This window comes from Algibacter sp. AS12, assembly GCF_046736315.1.
Classification (GTDB): Bacteria; Bacteroidota; Bacteroidia; order Flavobacteriales; family Flavobacteriaceae; genus Algibacter_B; species Algibacter_B amylolyticus.
In genome coordinates, this window is record NZ_CP151841.1 from 581,247 (window position 1) to 601,375 (window position 20,129).

18 protein-coding genes are annotated in these 20,129 nt (G+C 31.3%); 9 read left to right on the forward strand and 9 right to left on the reverse strand.

What is annotated here, in order from left to right:
• Window positions 1-19: 19 nt before the first annotated feature.
• The gene (locus AAFN75_RS02440; RefSeq protein WP_411808071.1) at window positions 20-3,040 is read right to left on the reverse strand and encodes a tetratricopeptide repeat protein; all 3,021 of its coding nucleotides are present in this window, start codon (window positions 3,038-3,040) and stop codon (window positions 20-22) included.
• Window positions 3,041-3,319: 279 nt separating this feature from the next.
• Between AAFN75_RS02440 and AAFN75_RS02445 the strand changes: the two genes are divergently transcribed.
• Window positions 3,320-4,003, forward strand: a complete 684-nt coding sequence (locus AAFN75_RS02445) for a cell division ATP-binding protein FtsE (protein WP_411808072.1) — start codon at window positions 3,320-3,322, stop codon at window positions 4,001-4,003.
• Here AAFN75_RS02445 and AAFN75_RS02450 read toward each other — a convergent pair.
• Complete coding sequence (locus AAFN75_RS02450) at window positions 4,000-5,106, reverse strand: hypothetical protein (protein ID WP_411808073.1); 1,107 nt, start codon at window positions 5,104-5,106, stop codon at window positions 4,000-4,002. The two genes, AAFN75_RS02445 and AAFN75_RS02450, sit on opposite strands and share 4 nt — an antisense overlap.
• 86 nt (window positions 5,107-5,192) lie before the next feature.
• On the opposite strand from AAFN75_RS02450, the gene AAFN75_RS02455 reads away from it, so the two are divergent.
• The gene (locus tag AAFN75_RS02455; RefSeq protein ID WP_411808074.1) at window positions 5,193-6,095 is read left to right on the forward strand and encodes a glycosyltransferase family 2 protein; all 903 of its coding nucleotides are present in this window, start codon (window positions 5,193-5,195) and stop codon (window positions 6,093-6,095) included.
• A 35-nt stretch (window positions 6,096-6,130) separates the two neighbouring features.
• Here AAFN75_RS02455 and AAFN75_RS02460 read toward each other — a convergent pair whose 3' ends face one another.
• The 5 genes from AAFN75_RS02460 to typA form a co-directional block, all read right to left on the reverse strand.
• A complete protein-coding gene (locus tag AAFN75_RS02460) occupies window positions 6,131-7,237 on the reverse strand; it encodes a glycosyltransferase (RefSeq protein WP_411808075.1) in 1,107 nt (368 codons plus the stop codon).
• Complete coding sequence (locus AAFN75_RS02465; RefSeq protein WP_411808076.1) at window positions 7,227-8,780, reverse strand: phosphoethanolamine transferase; 1,554 nt, start codon at window positions 8,778-8,780, stop codon at window positions 7,227-7,229. Before AAFN75_RS02465 ends, AAFN75_RS02460 begins: the two co-directional genes overlap by 11 nt.
• 79 nt (window positions 8,781-8,859) lie before the next feature.
• On the reverse strand, window positions 8,860-10,167 hold the full coding sequence (locus AAFN75_RS02470) for an O-antigen translocase (protein ID WP_411808077.1): 1,308 nt from the start codon (window positions 10,165-10,167) through the stop codon (window positions 8,860-8,862).
• A gap of 50 nt (window positions 10,168-10,217) precedes the next feature.
• On the reverse strand, window positions 10,218-11,519 hold the full coding sequence (locus tag AAFN75_RS02475) for an O-antigen translocase (RefSeq protein ID WP_411808078.1): 1,302 nt from the start codon (window positions 11,517-11,519) through the stop codon (window positions 10,218-10,220).
• A gap of 368 nt (window positions 11,520-11,887) precedes the next feature.
• The gene (gene typA / locus AAFN75_RS02480) at window positions 11,888-13,687 is read right to left on the reverse strand and encodes a translational GTPase TypA (protein WP_411808079.1); all 1,800 of its coding nucleotides are present in this window, start codon (window positions 13,685-13,687) and stop codon (window positions 11,888-11,890) included.
• 175 nt (window positions 13,688-13,862) lie between these two features.
• Between typA and AAFN75_RS02485 the strand changes: the two genes are divergently transcribed.
• From AAFN75_RS02485 to AAFN75_RS02500, 4 genes are all read left to right on the forward strand, one after another.
• Window positions 13,863-14,222, forward strand: coding sequence for a hypothetical protein (locus AAFN75_RS02485; protein ID WP_411808080.1), 360 nt, complete (start codon window positions 13,863-13,865; stop codon window positions 14,220-14,222).
• 206 nt (window positions 14,223-14,428) lie between these two features.
• Entirely contained in the window at window positions 14,429-15,247 is an 819-nt protein-coding gene (gene kdsA, locus AAFN75_RS02490; protein ID WP_411808081.1) for a 3-deoxy-8-phosphooctulonate synthase, read from the forward strand.
• A gap of 13 nt (window positions 15,248-15,260) precedes the next feature.
• Complete coding sequence (locus AAFN75_RS02495) at window positions 15,261-16,121, forward strand: hypothetical protein (RefSeq protein ID WP_411808082.1); 861 nt, start codon at window positions 15,261-15,263, stop codon at window positions 16,119-16,121.
• A 135-nt stretch (window positions 16,122-16,256) separates the two neighbouring features.
• Window positions 16,257-16,451, forward strand: coding sequence for a CDGSH iron-sulfur domain-containing protein (locus AAFN75_RS02500; RefSeq protein WP_411808083.1), 195 nt, complete (start codon window positions 16,257-16,259; stop codon window positions 16,449-16,451).
• 129 nt (window positions 16,452-16,580) lie between these two features.
• Here AAFN75_RS02500 and AAFN75_RS02505 read toward each other — a convergent pair whose 3' ends face one another.
• Both AAFN75_RS02505 and AAFN75_RS02510 read right to left on the reverse strand, forming a co-directional pair.
• Window positions 16,581-17,048 (reverse strand): hypothetical protein, encoded by a 468-nt coding sequence (locus AAFN75_RS02505; protein ID WP_411808084.1) that lies wholly within the window; start codon window positions 17,046-17,048, stop codon window positions 16,581-16,583.
• Window positions 17,049-17,121: 73 nt separating this feature from the next.
• Window positions 17,122-17,490: a DUF1801 domain-containing protein gene (locus tag AAFN75_RS02510; protein WP_411808085.1), complete on the reverse strand. Its 369-nt coding sequence runs from the start codon at window positions 17,488-17,490 to the stop codon at window positions 17,122-17,124.
• A gap of 91 nt (window positions 17,491-17,581) precedes the next feature.
• Here AAFN75_RS02510 and AAFN75_RS02515 point away from each other — a divergent pair, with 91 nt between their 5' ends.
• The 3 genes from AAFN75_RS02515 (at window position 17,582) to creD (ending at window position 19,984) form a co-directional block, all read left to right on the forward strand.
• On the forward strand, window positions 17,582-18,193 hold the full coding sequence (locus AAFN75_RS02515; protein ID WP_411808086.1) for a hypothetical protein: 612 nt from the start codon (window positions 17,582-17,584) through the stop codon (window positions 18,191-18,193).
• A gap of 73 nt (window positions 18,194-18,266) precedes the next feature.
• Window positions 18,267-18,560, forward strand: a complete 294-nt coding sequence (locus tag AAFN75_RS02520) for a winged helix-turn-helix domain-containing protein (RefSeq protein ID WP_411808087.1) — start codon at window positions 18,267-18,269, stop codon at window positions 18,558-18,560.
• A gap of 53 nt (window positions 18,561-18,613) precedes the next feature.
• Entirely contained in the window at window positions 18,614-19,984 is a 1,371-nt protein-coding gene (gene creD, locus AAFN75_RS02525; protein ID WP_411808088.1) for a cell envelope integrity protein CreD, read from the forward strand.
• Window positions 19,985-20,129: the final 145 nt, after the last annotated feature.

The following is a 20,129-nucleotide window of genomic DNA, read 5'->3' on the forward strand; positions in this document are numbered from 1 at the left end:
TGTTAACTTCTTATTAAAATTAATCTTCTGGTAAAATTGATGAATTTGTTTTTGCTTCTTCCTTCTTGATTTTGCTTAATTCGGTTTTTGCCTCTGAAACCACATCGTCGAATTCTGAGAAGTTTTGAATAACACTTTCTAGAATATAAGTGGCCTGAAAAGCATCGTTTAAAGCATAGTAATTTTTAGCCATAAGCACTAAGCCTTTGGCGCTATAATATTTATACCCCGAATAATCTTTAGCTAATTTTTGTACCGTAGTATTTGAAGCCTCGTGTTTCCCTTCCTTAGTTTTAAAATAAGCATTGTAATACAAGGCTTCGGCAGCTGTTTCGCCAGTAGCAACACCCTCTACATTTGCATAGGCTGTTTTTGCTTTAGCTTCATTACCCGTTTTAATAGCCGAACGTGCTATAATAATATGGGCATCTCCCTTAATTTTATTATCTATAGTGGAACTTGCCAATACTTTTTCGGCGTAAGCCACAGCATTGTCGTAATTTTCTAATTGATAATTGGCCTTCATTAAATTTGATTGCGCGAATACAATATTTTGCGGGTAGTTAGCTTCATTTTCCAAACGGCTTAAAATAGGAATGGCTTTATTCCAGCTTTTACTTTCCAGATAAAATTGCGATAAACGCGTTAAAGCTTGTTCTGTAAATTCGTTACGACTAGTATCTGCAACATATTTATAATGCGGTGCAGCGTTTTCTAATAAATCCTTTTTGTAATACAATTGCGCCACATAAAAATGCGATTGCAAAGCGTGTAAACCATTAGGAAATTGATTTAAATATCCATTAAACTGTTTTATAGCTTTATCGGTATTGTTATCTAAATATTGCTTTTCGGCAGCTTCGTAGGTCGCGTTATCCAAATCGGCATCGGTAACCTCGACATAATCTAACTGCTTTACCCAATTGGCATAATCATCTACACGACCTAAATCGATATAAATTAAACGTGCTGTGGATACTGCTTGAACTGCTTCTGGCGTTCCTGGATAGTCTCCAGCTACTTTTTTAAATTTGGTTAAAGCATTTTCATTTTCGGCGCCATTATAATACACTAAACCTTGACGAAGCAATGCTTTTGGCACAAAAGAGCTCATTCTGTACTCGCTTGCTAACTGATTATAAGCCGCCATTCCTTTAGCCGTATTATTATCTTTTATATAAGAATTCCCTAAATCGTAAAGCGCATCGTCACTTAATTTTGATTTAGGATAATCTGAAATAAATTGTTGTAAGGCTTTAATTTTAGCCGATGTTTGCCCCGCATACCCGATACTAATGGCTTTTTGAAATGCCGGGTAATCTGAATCAATTTTATTTAATTTAATAGCATTTTCGTAGGCAGAAATAGCACTTTGGTATTGGCTAGACACAAAATAACCATCCCCTAAACGTAAATAGGCATCATTCAACCTTAATTTATCTTCTCTCTTATTAGAGATGAAAGTATTGAAGTACTCTGTGGACTTATCGTAAGCTTTTAATTTGAAATAAGTGTAAGCGAGATTATAATCTAGATTTTCAAACTCGGGAGTTTCTGATGCCTGGGCCTGCTGCTGAAATTGTTTGAATCCAATTAAAGCATCGTCGTAGTTTGTTAAATTATAATCGGCTTCGGCTTTCCAAAATGTTGCTCTTGCGGTGTATTTTTGATCTTGAGATTCCTTTAAAGACGCATCAAAAAGTGCTTCCGCTTCTTGATAATCACCCTCGTTATATAACTCTAAACCTCTATAAAAAGCTACTTTTTGATATGCTACTTTATTTTCGAAACTTTTTTTACTTTCTAATAAGGCTAAAGCTTCTTTGTAGTTTTTTGATGTAATGTACGAGTCGATTAAAAGCGTTTCTATTTCATCCTTATAACTACTATCTGGATATTTTTCTAAATAGCCTGCTAATACTTGAGGTGCCGATTGATAAGGATTACCAATTTCGTAACTAATTTTAGCGTAATTTAACCAAGCATCCTCTTGAATTTTTAAATCGAAATTCATTTGCGATGCATTTCTAAAGGCATTTAAAGCTTCTTGCTTTTTGTTTAGGTTCACATAACTTTCAGCTAAATGATAATAGGCATTTTGAGCAATTGCATTGTTCCCTCCTACGATTTTATTGAACTCTGAAATAGCATTTTCGTAATCCTTTTGCTTATAATACGCATAACCTAATTGATAAAAATCGGTGTTACTCCACTTCCCTTTTTTACCTTTGTATTCTGTTAAATACGGAATAGCCTCGGCGTATTTTTCTATATTGAAATAGCTTTCTCCTATAATTTTAGATAACTCTGAAACTTCGTTAGCATCACTAGTTTCTAACCGGTCTTTAGCTAATTTAATAGCTTCGTCAAATTTTCCTAATTTAAAGTTTAAATCGGCTTGATAGTAAGATAGCTTTTCCTTGTATTGTTCTTGGTCGCTTACTTGCTCGAAATACTCGTTGGCTCTATCATAATCGTCACCTTCATAAGCCATAAAACCAATATAATATTTAGCTTGAGAGCCAAATTCTTGGGAGTTTTCAACTTTACTTAAATACTTTCTAGCATCTTTATATTGCTTAGTTGTAAAGGCTGTATACCCATTATTAAAGTAGAATTTTTCGCGTTCTTTTCCGCTTAAAGCTTGTTCATCAACCTTATTATACCATTTTCTGGCATATGAATATTTGGAGTTTTCGAAGTAATAATCGGCTACATCTACGTAGGCGGTATTCTTTTTTGTGCTTGTAGGATAGTCTTCTACAAAATTCTCGATTAATTGATCAGCGTTTTGTTGGTTTAAACGTACAGCACAATTAGCAATATAATAGGCGCAATCGGATTTTAAAACATCTTCAGTTGTTGTTTTTTTAACCGTACTAAACAAGGATTGAGCGGCATTATATTGTTGATTATTGTAAAGCGATAATGCTTTTTGATAATCGACTAAATTACTTGTATATGTTGCTGATTGCTGAGCTTTTACTTGAAAACCAAAACTTATAGCTACTAGTAATGAAACGATACTTTTCTTAGTCATTTACGATTCGTTTTTTAATTTAAAATCAAAGATAAATTAATAACGTAATAATCGTGCCATAATTATAATCAAGTTAACAAATGTTGAAAAAAATGAATGCAAAGAAATGATAGAATATGGAATACAGTAGACAGTAGACAGTAGACAGTAGATGGGATAATCGATAATTAAACCAATTACCCATTGTCATTAGACTTTTTTTATTCTTTTTACGTTAAACTTTTACTTTCAAATTTTAAATAATACATTTACATCAGTAACAAAATCTTTAATTACCTTATGTCAAATTCCATTTTACAATTAAAAGATGCTTCTATTTTTCAAGGAGATAGCTTAGTACTATCCAACGTAAATGTGGAAATTAACAAAGGGGATTTTGTTTATTTAATTGGAAAAACTGGTACAGGAAAAAGTAGTTTTATGAAAACACTTTACGGCGATTTACCTTTAACAGAAGGTGAGGGCCATATTGTTGATTTCGATTTAAAAAATTTAAAAGAAAAAGACATTCCATTTTTAAGACGCAAATTAGGTGTTGTTTTTCAAGATTTTAAATTACTAACGGATAGAACAATTAACGATAATTTACTTTTTGTATTAAAAGCGACGGGCTGGAAAGATAAGGACAAAATGAAAACCCGGGTTGAAGAGGTTTTAACCAAGGTTGATATGAAAACTAAAGGTTTTAAATTTCCTCATGAACTTTCTGGAGGCGAGCAACAACGTGTTGCTATTGCTAGGGCTTTATTAAACGATCCAGAACTTATACTTGCCGACGAGCCTACCGGAAATTTAGACCCACAAACTAGTGTTGAGGTTATGGAGGTACTTCAAGACATTAATAAAAATGGCAATACCATTTTAATGGCTACACATGATTACGCATTGCTATTAAAATACCCTAGTAAGACTTTAAAGTGTGATGAGAATCAGGTTTATGAGGTAGTGCAACGTAAAAACTAGCACATAAGTTCAATTAATTCTTTTGCATTATGTTTAGCATCATATTTACTTAACGCCTCCCGCCTTTCTTTGGTTACTTTAAATTCCATTTTAAATAAATTCTTAACCAAATTTTCATACTCAATTTTATTTTCAGCTAGATGACACACGTCTAGGACTGCTTGGTCGTCTATCATATTTTTATTCAAAATACAATGGCGACCTTTAAATAAGGCATTAAACACCTTTAGTTTTGTACCAGATTGTTGGAACGAATACAAAACATTTATCTGAGCATTCTTAATGAGTTCATTCAAATGATTATCATCTGAAACTAATTGGAAAGAAATATGCTTATGATTCTTAATCTTCTTAATTAGCAATGGCACTTGTTTTGAACTAGCAATTATTAATGGCTCGTTTATACCTTTAAAAACATCGACTAAAAATAGTGCGGATTTTATATTATCAGAAATTGACAAATCGCCATGAAATAAGGCATACTCTCCAAACTCCTCTAAACTTTCAACCTTGGTACCCCCTTGGAATACGGGTATAAATGTAGATTTCGCTTTAAATATATTATTAAAATATGATTGCTCATAGAAAGCCAAAGGAAATAAATAATCAACTTTATTATAAATGCGTTCAAAATGATTGAGCTTATACCCCTCAATATAAAAGGCTAATTTCTTGAACAAATTTCGTTCACTTTTACATAAACCGAAAATATAATTATGCTCTATATTATGACATCTTACTGCTGTTTTCTGCTTGAATATATGTCTTCGTAATACGCTTGTTGTTCGCACTGATTCAAATAAAATAGGTGCATCACTTTTTTCCAAATTAATAATTAATTCCTTGGAAAATCGTGTATTAACCATGTAAGGTAAAATCGAAAAATGCTTTAACATTCCTTTATTTCTTTTATAAAGTATGATATTTTCACAATATGGCTTTAAACCAGAAACATCCGTTCTATCATCATAAAATGCATGTAAATAAACCTTTACCCCTAAATCACTTAGGGCTTTAATTTTATAAAATACATCAATAACACCTCCATAATTGGGAGGATAAGGATTGTCAAAAGAAACAATTTGAATGGCTTTTCCATGCATAAAGGCAAATCTAAAGATTTAAATCATTTATTTTAAAAAATAGAGTATATAAAATATCTTATTTTTGCTTAAACTGATTTCTAAACATGACACATTTTTTTTCTGTTATAATCCCCTTGTACAATAAAGAAAATTATATCGCAGATACCCTAAATAGTGTACTTACTCAAACGTTTCAAGATTTTGAAATCATCATTATAAATGATGGTTCTACAGATAACAGTTTAAATATTGTTGAGCAAATTAAAGATAGAAGAATAAAAATTTTTTCAAATAAAAACAGAGGGCTATCCTATACCAGGAATTATGGTATACATCGAGCTAAATCTGATTTTGTGGCTTTTCTTGATGCCGATGATTTATGGATGGAAGATTACCTAGAAACCGCACATAAATTGATTTTATCGTTTAAAGATTATAATGCTTTTGTTACTAATTATAAAATTTTAACTCCAAAATCAATTATTAATTTAGGTCGCTCTGAACTTTCATTAAATTATGTAAAACCTATTAGTAATTATAGAGGTATGTTAAATTCAAAAATCTCACCTAGCTCTGTGGTTTTAAATAAAAATGTTTTTAAGGATGTTGGTTATTTTGAGGAAAACGTTAATTATGGGGAGGATGAAGATTTTTACATAAGACTTTTAAAACAATATAACTTTTTGACTTATGAATCTCCAAAAATATATTACCGAATACTATTCGAAAACCAAATGACGAGTCCTAACGTTAATTTTAAAAAAATTATACCAGATTTTGGTAAGTATTTGACAGTCGAAAATCATGAAGATTTAAAACCATACTTAGATTTTATTTATTTTAAGCTTGTCGTTTTATTTAAAATGGAGAGGAATTATGAACGTGTAAAATACTATAAGAAGAAAATAGAGGTGTCAAATTTATCATTCACTAGAAAAGTTAAGTATTATTTACCTATTCCTGTATTCTATTACCTCAAATCAATATACATTTGGTTTAAAAAATAAACTTAATCCAATCCAAATCTATTTCAAAATCTTTGTTATGATATGAATTTATTGCCCAATATTAAAGAATTAATATATTGCTTCCATTTTACACTAATAGATTCCATAGAAAACTTGGATATACTCTTTAAGGAATTAGCCTTGCATTCTCGATATAATTCTTTATCCAAAAACATTATATCTATAGCATCTTTCAGTGCTTCAAAATTTTGATTTTCTACCAATAGTCCATTATTACCATCAACAATAATCTCGCTTGGGCCAGAACTGCAATCAAATGAAATTACGGGTGTTTCACAGGCCATACTTTCTAACAAGACCCTCGGAAAACCCTCATTTTTACTTGATGAAATCAAAAATTTTGCATTCCTTATATAAATGAATGGATTTTCGTTAAAGGGGATTATTTTAACCATATTACCAAGATTTAAGTCGATAATAAGCTTAAGCAAATTGGTCTTTTGAGATCCTTTGCCTAAAATATAAAGTTTAACATTTTCTTTAGGCAAAACGGATTCTTTATAAGCTAATAACAACTTATCAAATTGCTTTATAGGTTCCAACCTTCCAACTCCAATTATATAATCATCCTCTATATAATTCGCCTCCTGGGATTTTCTCTGAATATATTCAATATCTATAGGACTGTATATTGTAGAAACATTAGAAAATTTAAACAGACGTTCTATTTCCTTTTCAATTTCTAAAGACACAGTGTTTATTCCAGAATAGTTACGATATAAATGTTTCGAAACAATTTTCGGATTAGAAAAGTACCAATTTAGATGAAAGCTTCTCACCATATTTACCATTCTAGTGCTAAAAACTAATTTGTTTAAAAAAAACTCTCTAATTATAGATTCCTTTAACCTAAAATCAAATACGAGATCAAATTTATTTTGATGTAACTGTTTTCGTAATTGCCAATATCTATTGAACCTATTTAATATTGATCCAGAACAATGATTAAATTCACCTATATTAATAAGTTTCCCTGAGTAAGGATATGCAATATCATCGAACAGTGTAATTATAAATACGTCATGCCCCAACCGCTCAATAATTTGGGATATTAAACCTGCGGAACGTTCGGCACCTCCGCTATTTAATCGTTCAATTAGCAAGCAAATTTTAATTTTCATTACTTTCTAAAAAATATTCATCAAAATTTACTCCATTGACAACAGCGCGTTCTCGCTTCTTAAATGAGCTACTAAAAATACTTTTATTAACATCCATGTCTTTATGCATGATACCAAAAACATGCCCCATACTTTCATAAAAATGATCACTCATAAACTTCCTTTGACTTTGAAAAACAAAATCAGTAGGTTTTTCAAAAGTTTTAGAGCCCCAAAATATAAATGGTATTTCAAACATAGATTGTTTCAAATTTGCCTCATTACGCCCAAAAAACTCTCCTTGATCATAAACATTTTCTCCATGATCGGAAAAATACAAAAAAGCGCTTTTTTTATTTTTTTTTCTTAACTCATCTAGCATAGAATATACTATATAATCATTATACAAAATTGCATTATCATAATCACTTATAATTTTCTCCTTTGTAGAACTATCTTTGGGTTTAAACCTAGAAAACGATTTCGGGTAACGTTTATTGTAGTCAAAATGGGTTCCTAAAAGCCTTATAAACACAACTTTTTTACCTTCTTCATTTAAAATTTTTTTGTAATCTGATAACATTATACCATCATAACCCGATGCGTGTTTATCTACTTTATAATTATAAAACTTAAAATAATTGGATGAAGAAGCTACTTTATTTATAAAATTATCATGGTAACTAATAGGTCGTTGATTAGACAACCAAAAGGTTTTATAACCAGCAGCATTAAAGACACTAACAATATTTAATATATTACCTGGATTAAAACCCGTTTTATTATCCATGGATGTTAAAATCTTTGGCATCGCCTTTAATGTGAGCACGTCTGTTGAAATAACATTATTATAAACATATAAACTATCCTTAATACTTTCTAAAAGAGGTGTGGTATTCTTATAATAATCATATAACTGCATATGATTTCTATTTGTAGACTCTCCCAATACTACAACAAAAACATCATTATTACTAGTAATGACTAAATCTGAATCACTAATATTATTTTTGGATAATTGATAGTTATTATGCAAAGTTTTATAGCCATAAATCCCTCTAACAATATTATGATAAGCATTATGCTCGATAAACCCTGTTAATTTTAAGGTACCAATAATTAATAAAGAAGAAACTATAGAATAAGCAAACCAATTTGTAATTTTATATTTTAAGTTTTCTACTCTCAAAATTATAAATAAACCAAACATAAAAATGACATAAAAAACAATTTTAACATCAAAATAAGCACTCAAAAACTCTTTAAACTCTGTACCATTAGTTTCAATTAAAACAAACATGAAGGATGAAGTGAAATTTGAAGATACTGCTATAAAAGACGAAGTTTCAATTATAAAATAAAGAATATAAAAAAACAAAAGAAGATTACATATCAATTTATATTTAAAGAAAACCAAAAAATTTAACACAAAAACATAGAATAAAATATCTTCTAATATATCTATCCAAATTATCAGTTCAATATCTCCAAAAAAGAAAATAAAAATATATTTAGACAATAACGGTATAGAATACAAAATCAATGTTTCTAATAATTTATTCATATCAAATTAAATATTTGCTAACATTTTTTTTTTAATCTCATTAATTTAACTTAGAGGCTTTACAAATACTAAACAGATCTTAAAACATAATATTAAACGTATCTAACCTTATTTTTTTTTTAAAAAAAGAGACAATAAATATAATAACCAATATCAAATAAATAAGATAGCTAATCGCATATGATTTTACAATTCCCTCTAAACCATAAATATCGATTAAAAAATAACTTAAACCAAAATATAAAAGATTTAAAACCCCATTACTGACAATATAAGCTTTTACCATTCTTTTGGCATGAAACTGCTTCACTAACGCAATAGCCAAAACACTAATAAAATCACCAATAAGTTTCCAAAAAAACAAATTAGAGGTCGGTAAAAACTCTTCATTCAACAACAACTTTAACAAAAAAAATCTTAAAAAATATATAGAAGAAAACACAATAAGTAGTAGTGGAATACACAAGACATAAAAGTTCTTAAGCTCTTCTATAAATAACTTAAAATTATTTGTTTTTGACAACCGAGGTAACAAATAAAACGATGTTAAACTAATAAAAAACATAATGTAAAAAGACGATATCCTATTCATCGCTTCCCAATAACCTGCTTCCTGAACATTTAACTTTTCAATTATAAGGTTTCGAATTAACAATACATTTATAGAAACTATAGCTGAGGAATAAATAGCCATAAAAAAATATGCACTCATATTTTTAACAACCTTTAAAGAAAAAAAACTAACCTTAAACAAGTTAAATAGTAGACCCCTATCATTTCCTAATGTCATTATATTAATTAAAAACACGAAAACTGGCCCAATAATAGTTCCTATTAAACCTCCTTTCAAATTAAAGTTAATTACCAAATAAACAACAACTATCATCTGGGTTATATTTAAAACAGAATTGATAACAACTAACTTTTTAAATTTTTCTAATCCGTTAAGAATATAGATCGTTATTAAATTGAAAGATAGAAACGGTAAACCGAAAGCTAAAAGTTTAGGCACATACGTGTAGTCTAAAGATTTGAATAGAACAAGGCTCCAATAATTTGAAAAAAACCATAGTAAAACACCTATAATTAGAGAAAAGCATAGACTTAATTGTAAAACTGTTGTTGTAATTCTATTTTGTTGGCTTTTGTCTTTACTAAATTCTGAGATATAACGAATCGTACCATTTTGATAACCAACGGAAGTAAAACTGATAGCTGTTTCTGTGAAACTTTTCAAATTTCCTAACAAAGCTAAGCCTGACGGCCCCATAAATACCGCCACTGTTTTAGATATAACTAAACCACATATAACTTTTACAAATACAATTACCGCGTTAAAGTAGGAAGCCTTAAACAGCCGTGAGAAGTTATATAATTTAAAATTCATTCTTAAATGAAGTAAAATTCGTGATAATAGGGTTTTAGATACTTAATTCGTTACTCCTTTTCACTTTCTATACCAAAAAGAGAACTACCAAAAATAAGAAGTATAATACCATAGTACATAAGGTAACTCACAAAATGTGCAATTACCGCTCCTTCAACATTGTCGTATAAATCAATAAAATATACACTAGTGGTATATAATATAATTACAAGAAAAGCTTCGGTTAAAATATAATGCCAAAACATTTTTTTAGCTAAAAACTGATAAGCAATAACAATAGATAATATCTTAACAAAATCACCTAAAAGTTGCCAGAAAAACAAATCTTCCACAGGTGTAAACTCAATAGAAAAAACAATTAAAACAATAAAATGCCTTAACACATAAATAAGTAATAAACCAACCAGCATAATAGGTATTATCGTTTTATAAAAACTTAACACTTCCTTCTTAAAGGCTTTAAAACCATTAATTTCGGTAAATCTAGGTAAAAGATATAATACAATTAAGGAGCTTACAAACATTAAATAATAGTCTGATATTCTTGTCATAGCCTCCCAAAAACCTGCGTCTTTATATCCTAAATTATCAATAATATAGGACCTAATAGCGATAGTAACAAAAGGCATTAAAACCGCTGTAAACAAACCCATTAACGAGTAAGGACTCAGCTTTTTTAATACGCCCAAACTTACATTACTTAGCTTAATCTGGCTTATTAAACTCTTTCTATTAATAATACCAACTAGCGTTATTAAAAATATAAGCGATTCTGCTATAACAACCGATATTAAGGCACCATCAATTTTATTCTGAAAAATTAATAGTAAGGCTATGGCGACGCCTAGCACCTGACCAATAATATTAATTATAATTAGAATTTTATATTTTGAAAACCCATTCATTATAGAAAAGGAAAACATATTAAGCGAATAAAAAGGAATCACTATAGCAAAAATTCGAATTACATAAGCATAATCATTATATGTTGGAAAAATTATAGTATTTATCCATTCTGCTTTAAAATAACAAAAGAAAGAAACCATTACGGTAGCAATAAAACCCATGTAATAGCTCGTAGAAAGTGTTCTACTAAGGTTTAAGGTGTCTTCTTTAAATTCTGCTATGTATTTAACTATCCCCTTATAAAAACCTAAGGTCGCCACTGTTTGAAAAGCACTAACAAAATTTCGTAAATTACCTATTAAGGCTAAACCTTCGGCACCAATAAAAACAGCAATAGCTTTTGAAGTTAATATCCCTCCTAGTATTCTAGTAAATACCGAGGCACTTTGCAATGAGGCAATCTTGACTAAAACCTTATCGTTTATATATTGTATTAATTTTCCCAATTAATAGATAATTACCTTTTTTATTTGACCCACCAAAATGCGTTTAAATTATATAAACGTTTTAAAGAACCAATTATGTTTTGTGTTAATAAGAGCTAACCAAATATACAAAATCATTTAAGGTTTAAAAGTTTAATTTATAAAACCTAGCTTTTATTACTAAAAACGCCTCATTCAACGTGTTTTACTCAAGGTAATTACAACTAACCGTAGTTTAAAGTGACTTTTAATAAAGCTATGATAATTACTAAACCAAACTGCTGTAAAACACAAAAGGTAAACACCTTGGGTGTTTACCTTTTGTAATTTATTTACAGGTTTAATAAAATATGAATGTAACCCTGCTAAATGTAAAAGCGTTTCTAAATTTATATAGACTTGTTTCTTTTACGGTCTACTTCAGATAACCAAATTTTACGTAAACGTAAGTGATTTGGTGTAACCTCTACGTATTCATCTTTTTGGATATATTCTAAAGCTTCTTCTAAAGAGAATTTAATTGCTGGTACAATTTTCGCTTTATCATCTGCTCCAGAAGAACGTACATTACTTTGCTTTTTAGCCTTAGTAATGTTAATATTCATATCATCCTGACGAGAGTTTTCACCAATTACTTGGCCTTCATATATATTCTCACCTGGCTCTACGAAAAACTTACCACGATCTTGTAATTTATCAATAGAATAAGGAATTGCTGTTCCGTTTTCCATAGATACTAAAGATCCCGAAATACGTCCTGGAATAGCACCTTTTAAGGGTTGGTATTCTTTAAAACGGTGTGCCATAATAGCCTCACCTGCAGTTGCCGTTAGTAATTGGTTACGTAAACCAATAATACCACGCGAAGGAATTAAGAATTCGCAAATCATACGATCTCCTTTAGCTTCCATACTTAGCATTTCACCTTTACGTAAAGTTACAAACTCTACAGCTCTTCCAGAAACAGTTTCAGGAAGGTCAATAGTTAACTCTTCAATAGGCTCACATTTAACACCATCAATTTCTTTAATGATTACCTGTGGTTGTCCAATTTGAAGCTCATAACCTTCACGACGCATAGTTTCAATTAAAACCGATAAGTGTAATACACCACGACCAAAAACCATGAATTTATCTGCACTACCAGTTTCACCTAGTTTAAGTGCTAAGTTTTTCTCTAATTCTTTTTCTAAACGATCTTTAATATGACGAGATGTTACAAACTTTCCATCTTTACCGAAGAAAGGCGAATCGTTAATTGTAAACAACATACTCATTGTAGGCTCATCAATAGCAATAGATTTTAATCCTTCAGGGTTTTCTAAATCAGAAACAGTATCTCCAATTTCAAAACCTTCAACACCAACAAGAGCGCAAATATCTCCTGTTTGAACACTATCTACTTTTTTACGTCCAAGACCTTCAAAAATAAAGACTTCTTTAATTCTACTTTTTACAATACTTCCGTCACGTTTAACTAAAGCAATTTGTTGTCCTTCAACTATAGTTCCTCTTTGTACTCTACCAATCGCAATACGACCTGTAAAAGAAGAGAAATCTAAAGATGTAATTAACATTTGCGTTGTACCTTCTGGAAATACAGGAGCCGGAACGTGCTCAATAACCATATCTAGTAATGGCTCAATATTGTCAGTTTCATTTCTCCAATCGTCACTCATCCAGTTATTCTTAGCCGAACCGTAAACTGTTGGAAAATCTAACTGCCACTCTTCAGCACCTAGTTCAAACATTAAATCGAAAACTTTTTCATGTACCTCATCAGGCGTACAGTTTTCTTTATCAACTTTGTTTACAACCACACATGGTTTTAAACCTAAATCGATCGCTTTTTGTAATACAAAACGCGTTTGTGGCATAGGCCCTTCAAAAGCATCAACCAATAACACAACACCATCGGCCATGTTTAATACACGTTCAACTTCACCTCCAAAATCGGCGTGACCTGGTGTATCAATAATATTAATTTTTGTTCCTTTATAAACAACAGATACGTTTTTAGAAGTAATTGTAATACCTCTTTCACGCTCTAAATCATTATTATCAAGAATTAAATCACCGGTGTTTTCGTTTTCACGAAACAATTGACAGTGATACATAATTTTATCAACCAACGTAGTTTTACCGTGGTCAACGTGTGCAATAATTGCAATGTTTTTAATAGTAGCCATATTATAGTGCCTTATTTTAAGCCTGCAAAGGTACGCTATATTTAATTTTAAATCTATTTAATTTAACATTTTACTAGCATAAAAAGTTAATTATATGTTATAATCATAATTTCAAAAAACTAATTTCCTAATTTTTCCGTTTATTATAGTACAATCCCTCTAAAAAAACAGAATTATGAAAAGCATATCCAATTATACAAAACTCTTTCCATACCTATATTTTATTACCATTACAGCGTATTGGTTTACCGTAGTAAATCGTACCGAAGGTTTAACAGCATATCCAATTCTATTATTTGGTATTCCATTTTTATGGCAAATATTAAAGCCAAGTAAAAAATTAAATTTCACATTAGGAATCACATTTGTGTGCATTTCGTCGTATTTTATTTTAGCTTTCGTATCAGATATGCTTCAAATTGTGTCCGTTTCTTACCCAATAAAGCAATTTATGGTTTACGGCGGTCTATTTATTTTCGCAAGTTTGGCTATGGCACTCTGGATTATAAAAAACAGTTTAGCAAAAAGCGTTTAAAACCAGGTTTTTTACAGTAATACAATAAGTTGGGCGTTACCCACAGGGTCGGGCTTTCACTACTCGCTCCCTCCTAAGGTCGGGGAGCTTAAACAGGCCGTTCAATCCCTAACGCGGGCGTCTCTGCCTGCAATAATCAAAACCCAAAACAGTAGTGTTTTATTAAAACTCCTTTTCGTAACTTTGCAACCTAAATTTTATAGCACATGCAACTTAGCGAGGTACCAAAAATAAAACATACAAATTCCAATAACTTTTTTCTATTATGTGGTCCATGTGCCATTGAAGGCGAAGATATGGCAATGCGTATAGCCGAAAAAGTAATTACCATCACCAATAAACTAGAAATCCCTTATATTTTTAAAGGCAGTTTTAAAAAAGCAAACCGTAGCCGCATAGATAGTTTTACCGGTATTGGAGACGAAAAGGCCTTAAAAATTCTTAGAAAAGTATCCGAAACTTTCGATGTTCCTACAGTAACCGATATCCACGAAGTTTCAGATGCAATCAAAGCAGCGGAATATGTTGAAGTGCTTCAAATCCCAGCATTTTTAGTACGCCAAACCGATCTTGTCGTTGCAGCAGCAAAAACGGGTAAAGTAGTCAACTTAAAAAAAGGACAATTCATGAGTCCCGAGGCCATGAAGCACGCCGTACAAAAAGTAAAAGACGCTGGCAGCAACAAAGCTTGGATTACCGATAGAGGTACCATGTTTGGGTATCAAGACATGATTGTCGATTTCCGTGGTATTCCAACTATGCAAGAAATGGCACCTACCGTTTTAGATGTTACCCATTCACTACAACAACCTAATCAATCGGCTGGAGTAACTGGCGGACGCCCAAATATGATAGAAACTATTGCCAGAGCTGGTATTGTAAATAATGTAGATGGTTTATTTATAGAAACGCACTTCGACCCTGCAAATGCAAAAAGCGATGGTGCCAATATGCTACATTTAGATAATTTAGAAAAATTATTAAGCAACCTAGTAGCCATCAGAAAAACGGTAAATTCTCTTTAATAGTTCCCCAATTATGACATTCCAAATATTAAAACCTTATTTAGGTTTAGCTTTATTTTTGCTTTCACTTAACCTAGTAGCACAAGACACTCAACCCGTAAAATATACAGCATCCAATAAAGGTAAATTCTTTGTTAGTTGGGGCGGAAACAGAGAATCCTTCTCCAGATCAGATATTCATTTTAAAGGTGAAGATTACAATTTCACTATAAAAGATGTCGCTGCAAAAGACAAACCTAAAGGTTGGCATATCGATTATTTAAACCCAACACGAATTACCATACCGCAAACCAATGCTAAAATAGGTTATTTTATATCAGATAAATACACCGTTTCCTTAGGTTTAGACCATATGAAATATGTCATGCGCAGAAACAGAAACCAAACCGTAGATGGTTACATAAATATACCTGTCACCGAAACAGGTTCGCAGTTTAATGGTACTTACAATAACGATGAAACCTTTATTTCCGAAGATTTTTTAATGTTCGAACACACAAATGGTCTAAATTACATCTATACCGAATTTTCTAGATATGACGATATTTCAAAACTTTTCAATATCCAAAACACCGATAAATTTCAAATAAACATAACCGAAGGTTTAGCTGGTGGTATTCTATATCCAAAAACAAATACAACACTATTACAAAAAGACAGATACGATGAGTTTCATTTAGCCGGCTATGGTATTTCTATGCATGCGGGACTTAACTTCACCTTTTTTAAGCATTTCTTTATGCAACTCGATTTAAAAGGTGGTTATATTAACATGCCAGATATTCGTACTACAAGCAATACTGCCGAAAGCGCATCGCAACACTTCCTTTATTTACAACGTGTTATTGCTTTTGGAGGTATTTTCAGGATATAAAAGACTTAAACAACAAATAACTAAAATCATCCCTTCAAAATAATTTAGAATCGTTATTAACTACCCGTGTTCTCTAACTAAAGGCACTATTAGTTTGTTTAAAATAGTATTTTACGTGTCACTAAAACAAATACTATGGAAAATAATACACGAGGAGGCGCCGCTCCTGTTAAATGCGATTTAGAAGCGAATAAAAATTATGCATGGTGCACATGCGGACATAGCGAGAACCAACCGTTTTGCAATGGTGCTCATAAAACAGCAAAGGCAACAACACCTTTAATTTTTTTCGGTAGAAGAAGAAAAAACAGCTCACCTTTGTACCTGTAAACTAACTAAAAACCCGCCGTATTGCGATGGTTCTCATAACTAAACCAATACAACATTAAATAAAAAAAGCGTTAGTTTCATATTTTGAAACTAACGCTTTTTTTATTTAGCAAAGACTGCTAATTATATTTACTCACATACTGGCACAGTAAAAGTTCCTTCAAAAATACTCGCTTCTGCAATAGTGCTAGCTTCTCTATTAAGCTTCATTTTTCCTGATATTTCGGTAGCACTAATAGCAGTAATCTCTACAGTTTGGCCTATACTATTAAATGGCGGATCTTGACTATCATTATCTTTAGTAACTATATTAACATCGTTATAAGTTCCTACCGCTTTAGGTACATCAACACTAATACTTAAACCATAATCAAAAATAGTACTACTACAATCTGCACGCTCATTTGTTAAATTAACAGAAAGTAATGTTTCATTATTAAACGAAGTATCGAAGGCTTTTCCACCAACAAAAGTGAATGGTTTTCCCTCAACAGTACCTGTTAATATTTCATTTTTAACACCACTATCATTACCATCATCACTAGAACAACTAAAAAAACTGAAGGCCAAAAAACAGCCTAAAAAAAATTTATTCATATTACGTATTTATAGATTTGGAGCCAAATGTATTATTTTGAAAGCCGTCATTATAGTATTTAAAGGCGTTTATTTACTTATTGTAAAACGATTTTCCTTTTTGCTTTTTTGCTTCTTCTAGAATGGCAATAAATATGGTATCATCAATATCTTCTAGAGATTTATAGCGCAGCGATTTAACCACCTTGCGGTTTTCGCTAACCAAATAAGCATCAAATTTATCGAGGTATGCCGAATGCCAAAACCCAACATCGACAAATTGTTTTTTATGACTCGCATTTAAATAACACAAGGGAGTTTCACCTAAATAATAACAAGGAATTCGCCATTTATATTTTAGCTCAACCTCAGGAATAGCATGTTCTATAATCACTTGAATATGCATTAAGATGGAACGATAAGGTTCTGGCTGATTTAGGATATAGTCTTCCGCTGGATTCATTCGTAAATTTAATTAATTATAAACTTTAACAAAAGTTTATAAAGCAAAAGTCAAAAATTATTATTTACTTTGCAATTCAAAGTACTTTTATATGGAATCAAAAGATTATCTAAAAGACATAAGCGAGATTAAAAACATGATGAATAAATCATCTCGTTTTATTTCTCTTAGTGGGTTATCGGGCATACTTGCAGGTATTTATGCTCTAATTGGAGCTGCTGTGGCCTATTGGCTAGTAACCACATCGGTAAGAGGTTATTTAATTTTAGATGGCACTATATTTAGAATTTGCTTATTTATATTACTCATGGTAGCATTTTTAAGTATCGTTACAGGAATTATATTAACAACCCAAAAAGCTAAAAAACACGGAGCCAAAATTTGGGATGCCACCTCAAAAAGGCTGGTATACAATTTTTTAATTCCTATGGTTGCTGGTGGGCTTTATATTATAATTATACTTAGCCAAGGTAAATATGGCCATACAGGTGGTTTAATGCTTATTTTTTATGGTTTAGCACTTGTAAACGCATCAAAATATAGTATTGGCGACATCCAATATTTAGGGTTTATACAAATAGCTTTAGGACTAATTGCGGCACTGTATCCGGGTTATGGTTTTTGGCTTTGGGTATTAGGCTTTGGAGTTATGCATATTATTTATGGTACGTGGATGCATTTTAAGTATGATATTAATAAGTAAGTGGTGTGTAGTCGCAGTATTCAGTAACTTTGAACCTAAAATTAATTAGATTCCTGCCTTAGCAGGAAATAATATGAGTATAATAACCAACATAAATAAAGCATTCGATCATCGTATTAGATTAGGCATTATGTCTATTTTAATGGTAAACGAATATGCCGATTTTAAAATGCTAAAAGAACTTTTAGAAGCTACTGATGGTAATTTGGCTAGCCACACCAAAGCTCTAGAAAAAGCCGAATACATTAAAGTAGAAAAACAATTTATTGGCAGAAAACCAAACACCCGATACTCTACCACAAATTTGGGCAGAGTAGAATTTAAAAAGCATATTAGCGCACTAGAAAAATTAATAAACAAACAGTAAAATTTTTTTTACCACTTTACTTTGAATTTCAAAGTACTTTAAAATAAAATCAAATGGAAACACAAAACAATAATCTGCAGCAAAACAAATTTGGGCATTGGCTTAAAACTTCAATAACGGCAAGAATGCTCATGGTCGGGTTTCTCGTTATAATCTTATTAGTCCCATTATCATACATTAATAGTTTAATAAACGAAAGAGCCTTTAGGCAAAAAGATGTGGTAAACGAAATAAATAAAAAATGGGGAAACGATGTTTTAGTTTACGGTCCAGTTTTAAAACTCCCTTATAAAACATACAGTGAAACCAAAACCTTTAACGAAAAAACTAAAACCTATTTTAAAGAAACACAAACGCATATTAAGTATGCCTATATATTTCCAGAACACCTCAACGCTACAGTAGATGTAAATTCAAAAACTTTAAAACGAGGCAACTTTGAGTCGGCTGTATTTACTACTACAATGGACTTTACAGGAAACTATATTCCTGTAGATTTAACGGCAAAAGGCATAAAACAGGAAGATGTTGTTTGGAACGACTCTTCTATAATTATTAAAACCTCTAACTTAAAAGGCATAAAAAGCGAAGTACAAATAAAGTTAGAAGACAAAGCATACAGTTTCGAAACCAATTTTAATCAAAATAACAACAGCCGTCTCGATGTATTAGAATCTGCGCTAATTAAAAACGAAACGCTATTAAAAACAAAAAATATGCCTTTTAGCTTCTCCATGACCTTTAATGGTAGCCGCCAAATAGAGTTAATTCCCATAGGAAAAACCACAACCATGCATATGAATTCCAATTGGGCAGACCCAAGCTTTATGGGAAACTACCTTCCGAACGACGAAACAAAAAGCATTACAAAAGACGGTTTTAAAGCCGATTGGAAAATACTTCATATAAACAGAGCCTTCTCGCAACAACACTTAAAGAGCATTCCTAAACTAAGTCAATTTGCTTTCGGAACAAAGTTTATGGTCATGGTAGACGAATACCAAAAAAGCGAACGCTCTGCTAAATACGGTTTTCTAGTTATCGGGCTTACTTTTTTAGTTTTCTTCCTTATCCAAACGCTAAGTAAAATAAACATTCACCCCTTCCAGTATTTAATGATTGGGCTAGCATTAACCATGTTTTACACGCTATTAGTATCCATATCGGAGCACAGTAATTTCCTAAAAGCCTATGTAATTGCAGGCACATCGGTAATTGTACTAATCACTTTATATTCAAAATCCATTTTAAAAACCTTTAAGTTCCCACTATTTATTGGGCTATCGTTAACAGGACTTTACGCCTTTATTTACGTTATCATTCAATTAGAAAACTACGCCTTATTAGTTGGCAGCATTGGCTTATTCCTAATACTAGCCATCGTTATGTTTGTATCTCGAAAAATAGATTGGCACAACGGTTAATTGATATAAATTAGTATGTGGGCGTTACCCCGATCCCGATAGTTATCGGGAGGGGTCGCGCTTTACACTATATCTTTTTCTCGTACCTCAAAAAAGGATGCCGTTTCAATCGCTAACGCAAAACCCAACAACATGAAAAACTTGA

Coding starts and splice junctions, on each gene's coding strand:
- AAFN75_RS02440 (WP_411808071.1), bottom strand. CDS start 3,040: ATGACTAAGAAAAGTATCGTTTCATTACTAGTAGCTATAAGTTTTGGT.
- AAFN75_RS02445 (WP_411808072.1), top strand. CDS start 3,320: ATGTCAAATTCCATTTTACAATTAAAAGATGCTTCTATTTTTCAAGGA.
- AAFN75_RS02450 (WP_411808073.1), bottom strand. CDS start 5,106: ATGCATGGAAAAGCCATTCAAATTGTTTCTTTTGACAATCCTTATCCT.
- AAFN75_RS02455 (WP_411808074.1), top strand. CDS start 5,193: ATGACACATTTTTTTTCTGTTATAATCCCCTTGTACAATAAAGAAAAT.
- AAFN75_RS02460 (WP_411808075.1), bottom strand. CDS start 7,237: ATGAAAATTAAAATTTGCTTGCTAATTGAACGATTAAATAGCGGAGGT.
- AAFN75_RS02465 (WP_411808076.1), bottom strand. CDS start 8,780: ATGAATAAATTATTAGAAACATTGATTTTGTATTCTATACCGTTATTG.
- AAFN75_RS02470 (WP_411808077.1), bottom strand. CDS start 10,167: ATGAATTTTAAATTATATAACTTCTCACGGCTGTTTAAGGCTTCCTAC.
- typA (WP_411808079.1), bottom strand. CDS start 13,687: ATGGCTACTATTAAAAACATTGCAATTATTGCACACGTTGACCACGGT.
- AAFN75_RS02485 (WP_411808080.1), top strand. CDS start 13,863: ATGAAAAGCATATCCAATTATACAAAACTCTTTCCATACCTATATTTT.
- kdsA (WP_411808081.1), top strand. CDS start 14,429: ATGCAACTTAGCGAGGTACCAAAAATAAAACATACAAATTCCAATAAC.
- AAFN75_RS02495 (WP_411808082.1), top strand. CDS start 15,261: ATGACATTCCAAATATTAAAACCTTATTTAGGTTTAGCTTTATTTTTG.
- AAFN75_RS02500 (WP_411808083.1), top strand. CDS start 16,257: ATGGAAAATAATACACGAGGAGGCGCCGCTCCTGTTAAATGCGATTTA.
- AAFN75_RS02505 (WP_411808084.1), bottom strand. CDS start 17,048: ATGAATAAATTTTTTTTAGGCTGTTTTTTGGCCTTCAGTTTTTTTAGT.
- AAFN75_RS02510 (WP_411808085.1), bottom strand. CDS start 17,490: ATGAATCCAGCGGAAGACTATATCCTAAATCAGCCAGAACCTTATCGT.
- AAFN75_RS02515 (WP_411808086.1), top strand. CDS start 17,582: ATGGAATCAAAAGATTATCTAAAAGACATAAGCGAGATTAAAAACATG.
- AAFN75_RS02520 (WP_411808087.1), top strand. CDS start 18,267: ATGAGTATAATAACCAACATAAATAAAGCATTCGATCATCGTATTAGA.
- creD (WP_411808088.1), top strand. CDS start 18,614: ATGGAAACACAAAACAATAATCTGCAGCAAAACAAATTTGGGCATTGG.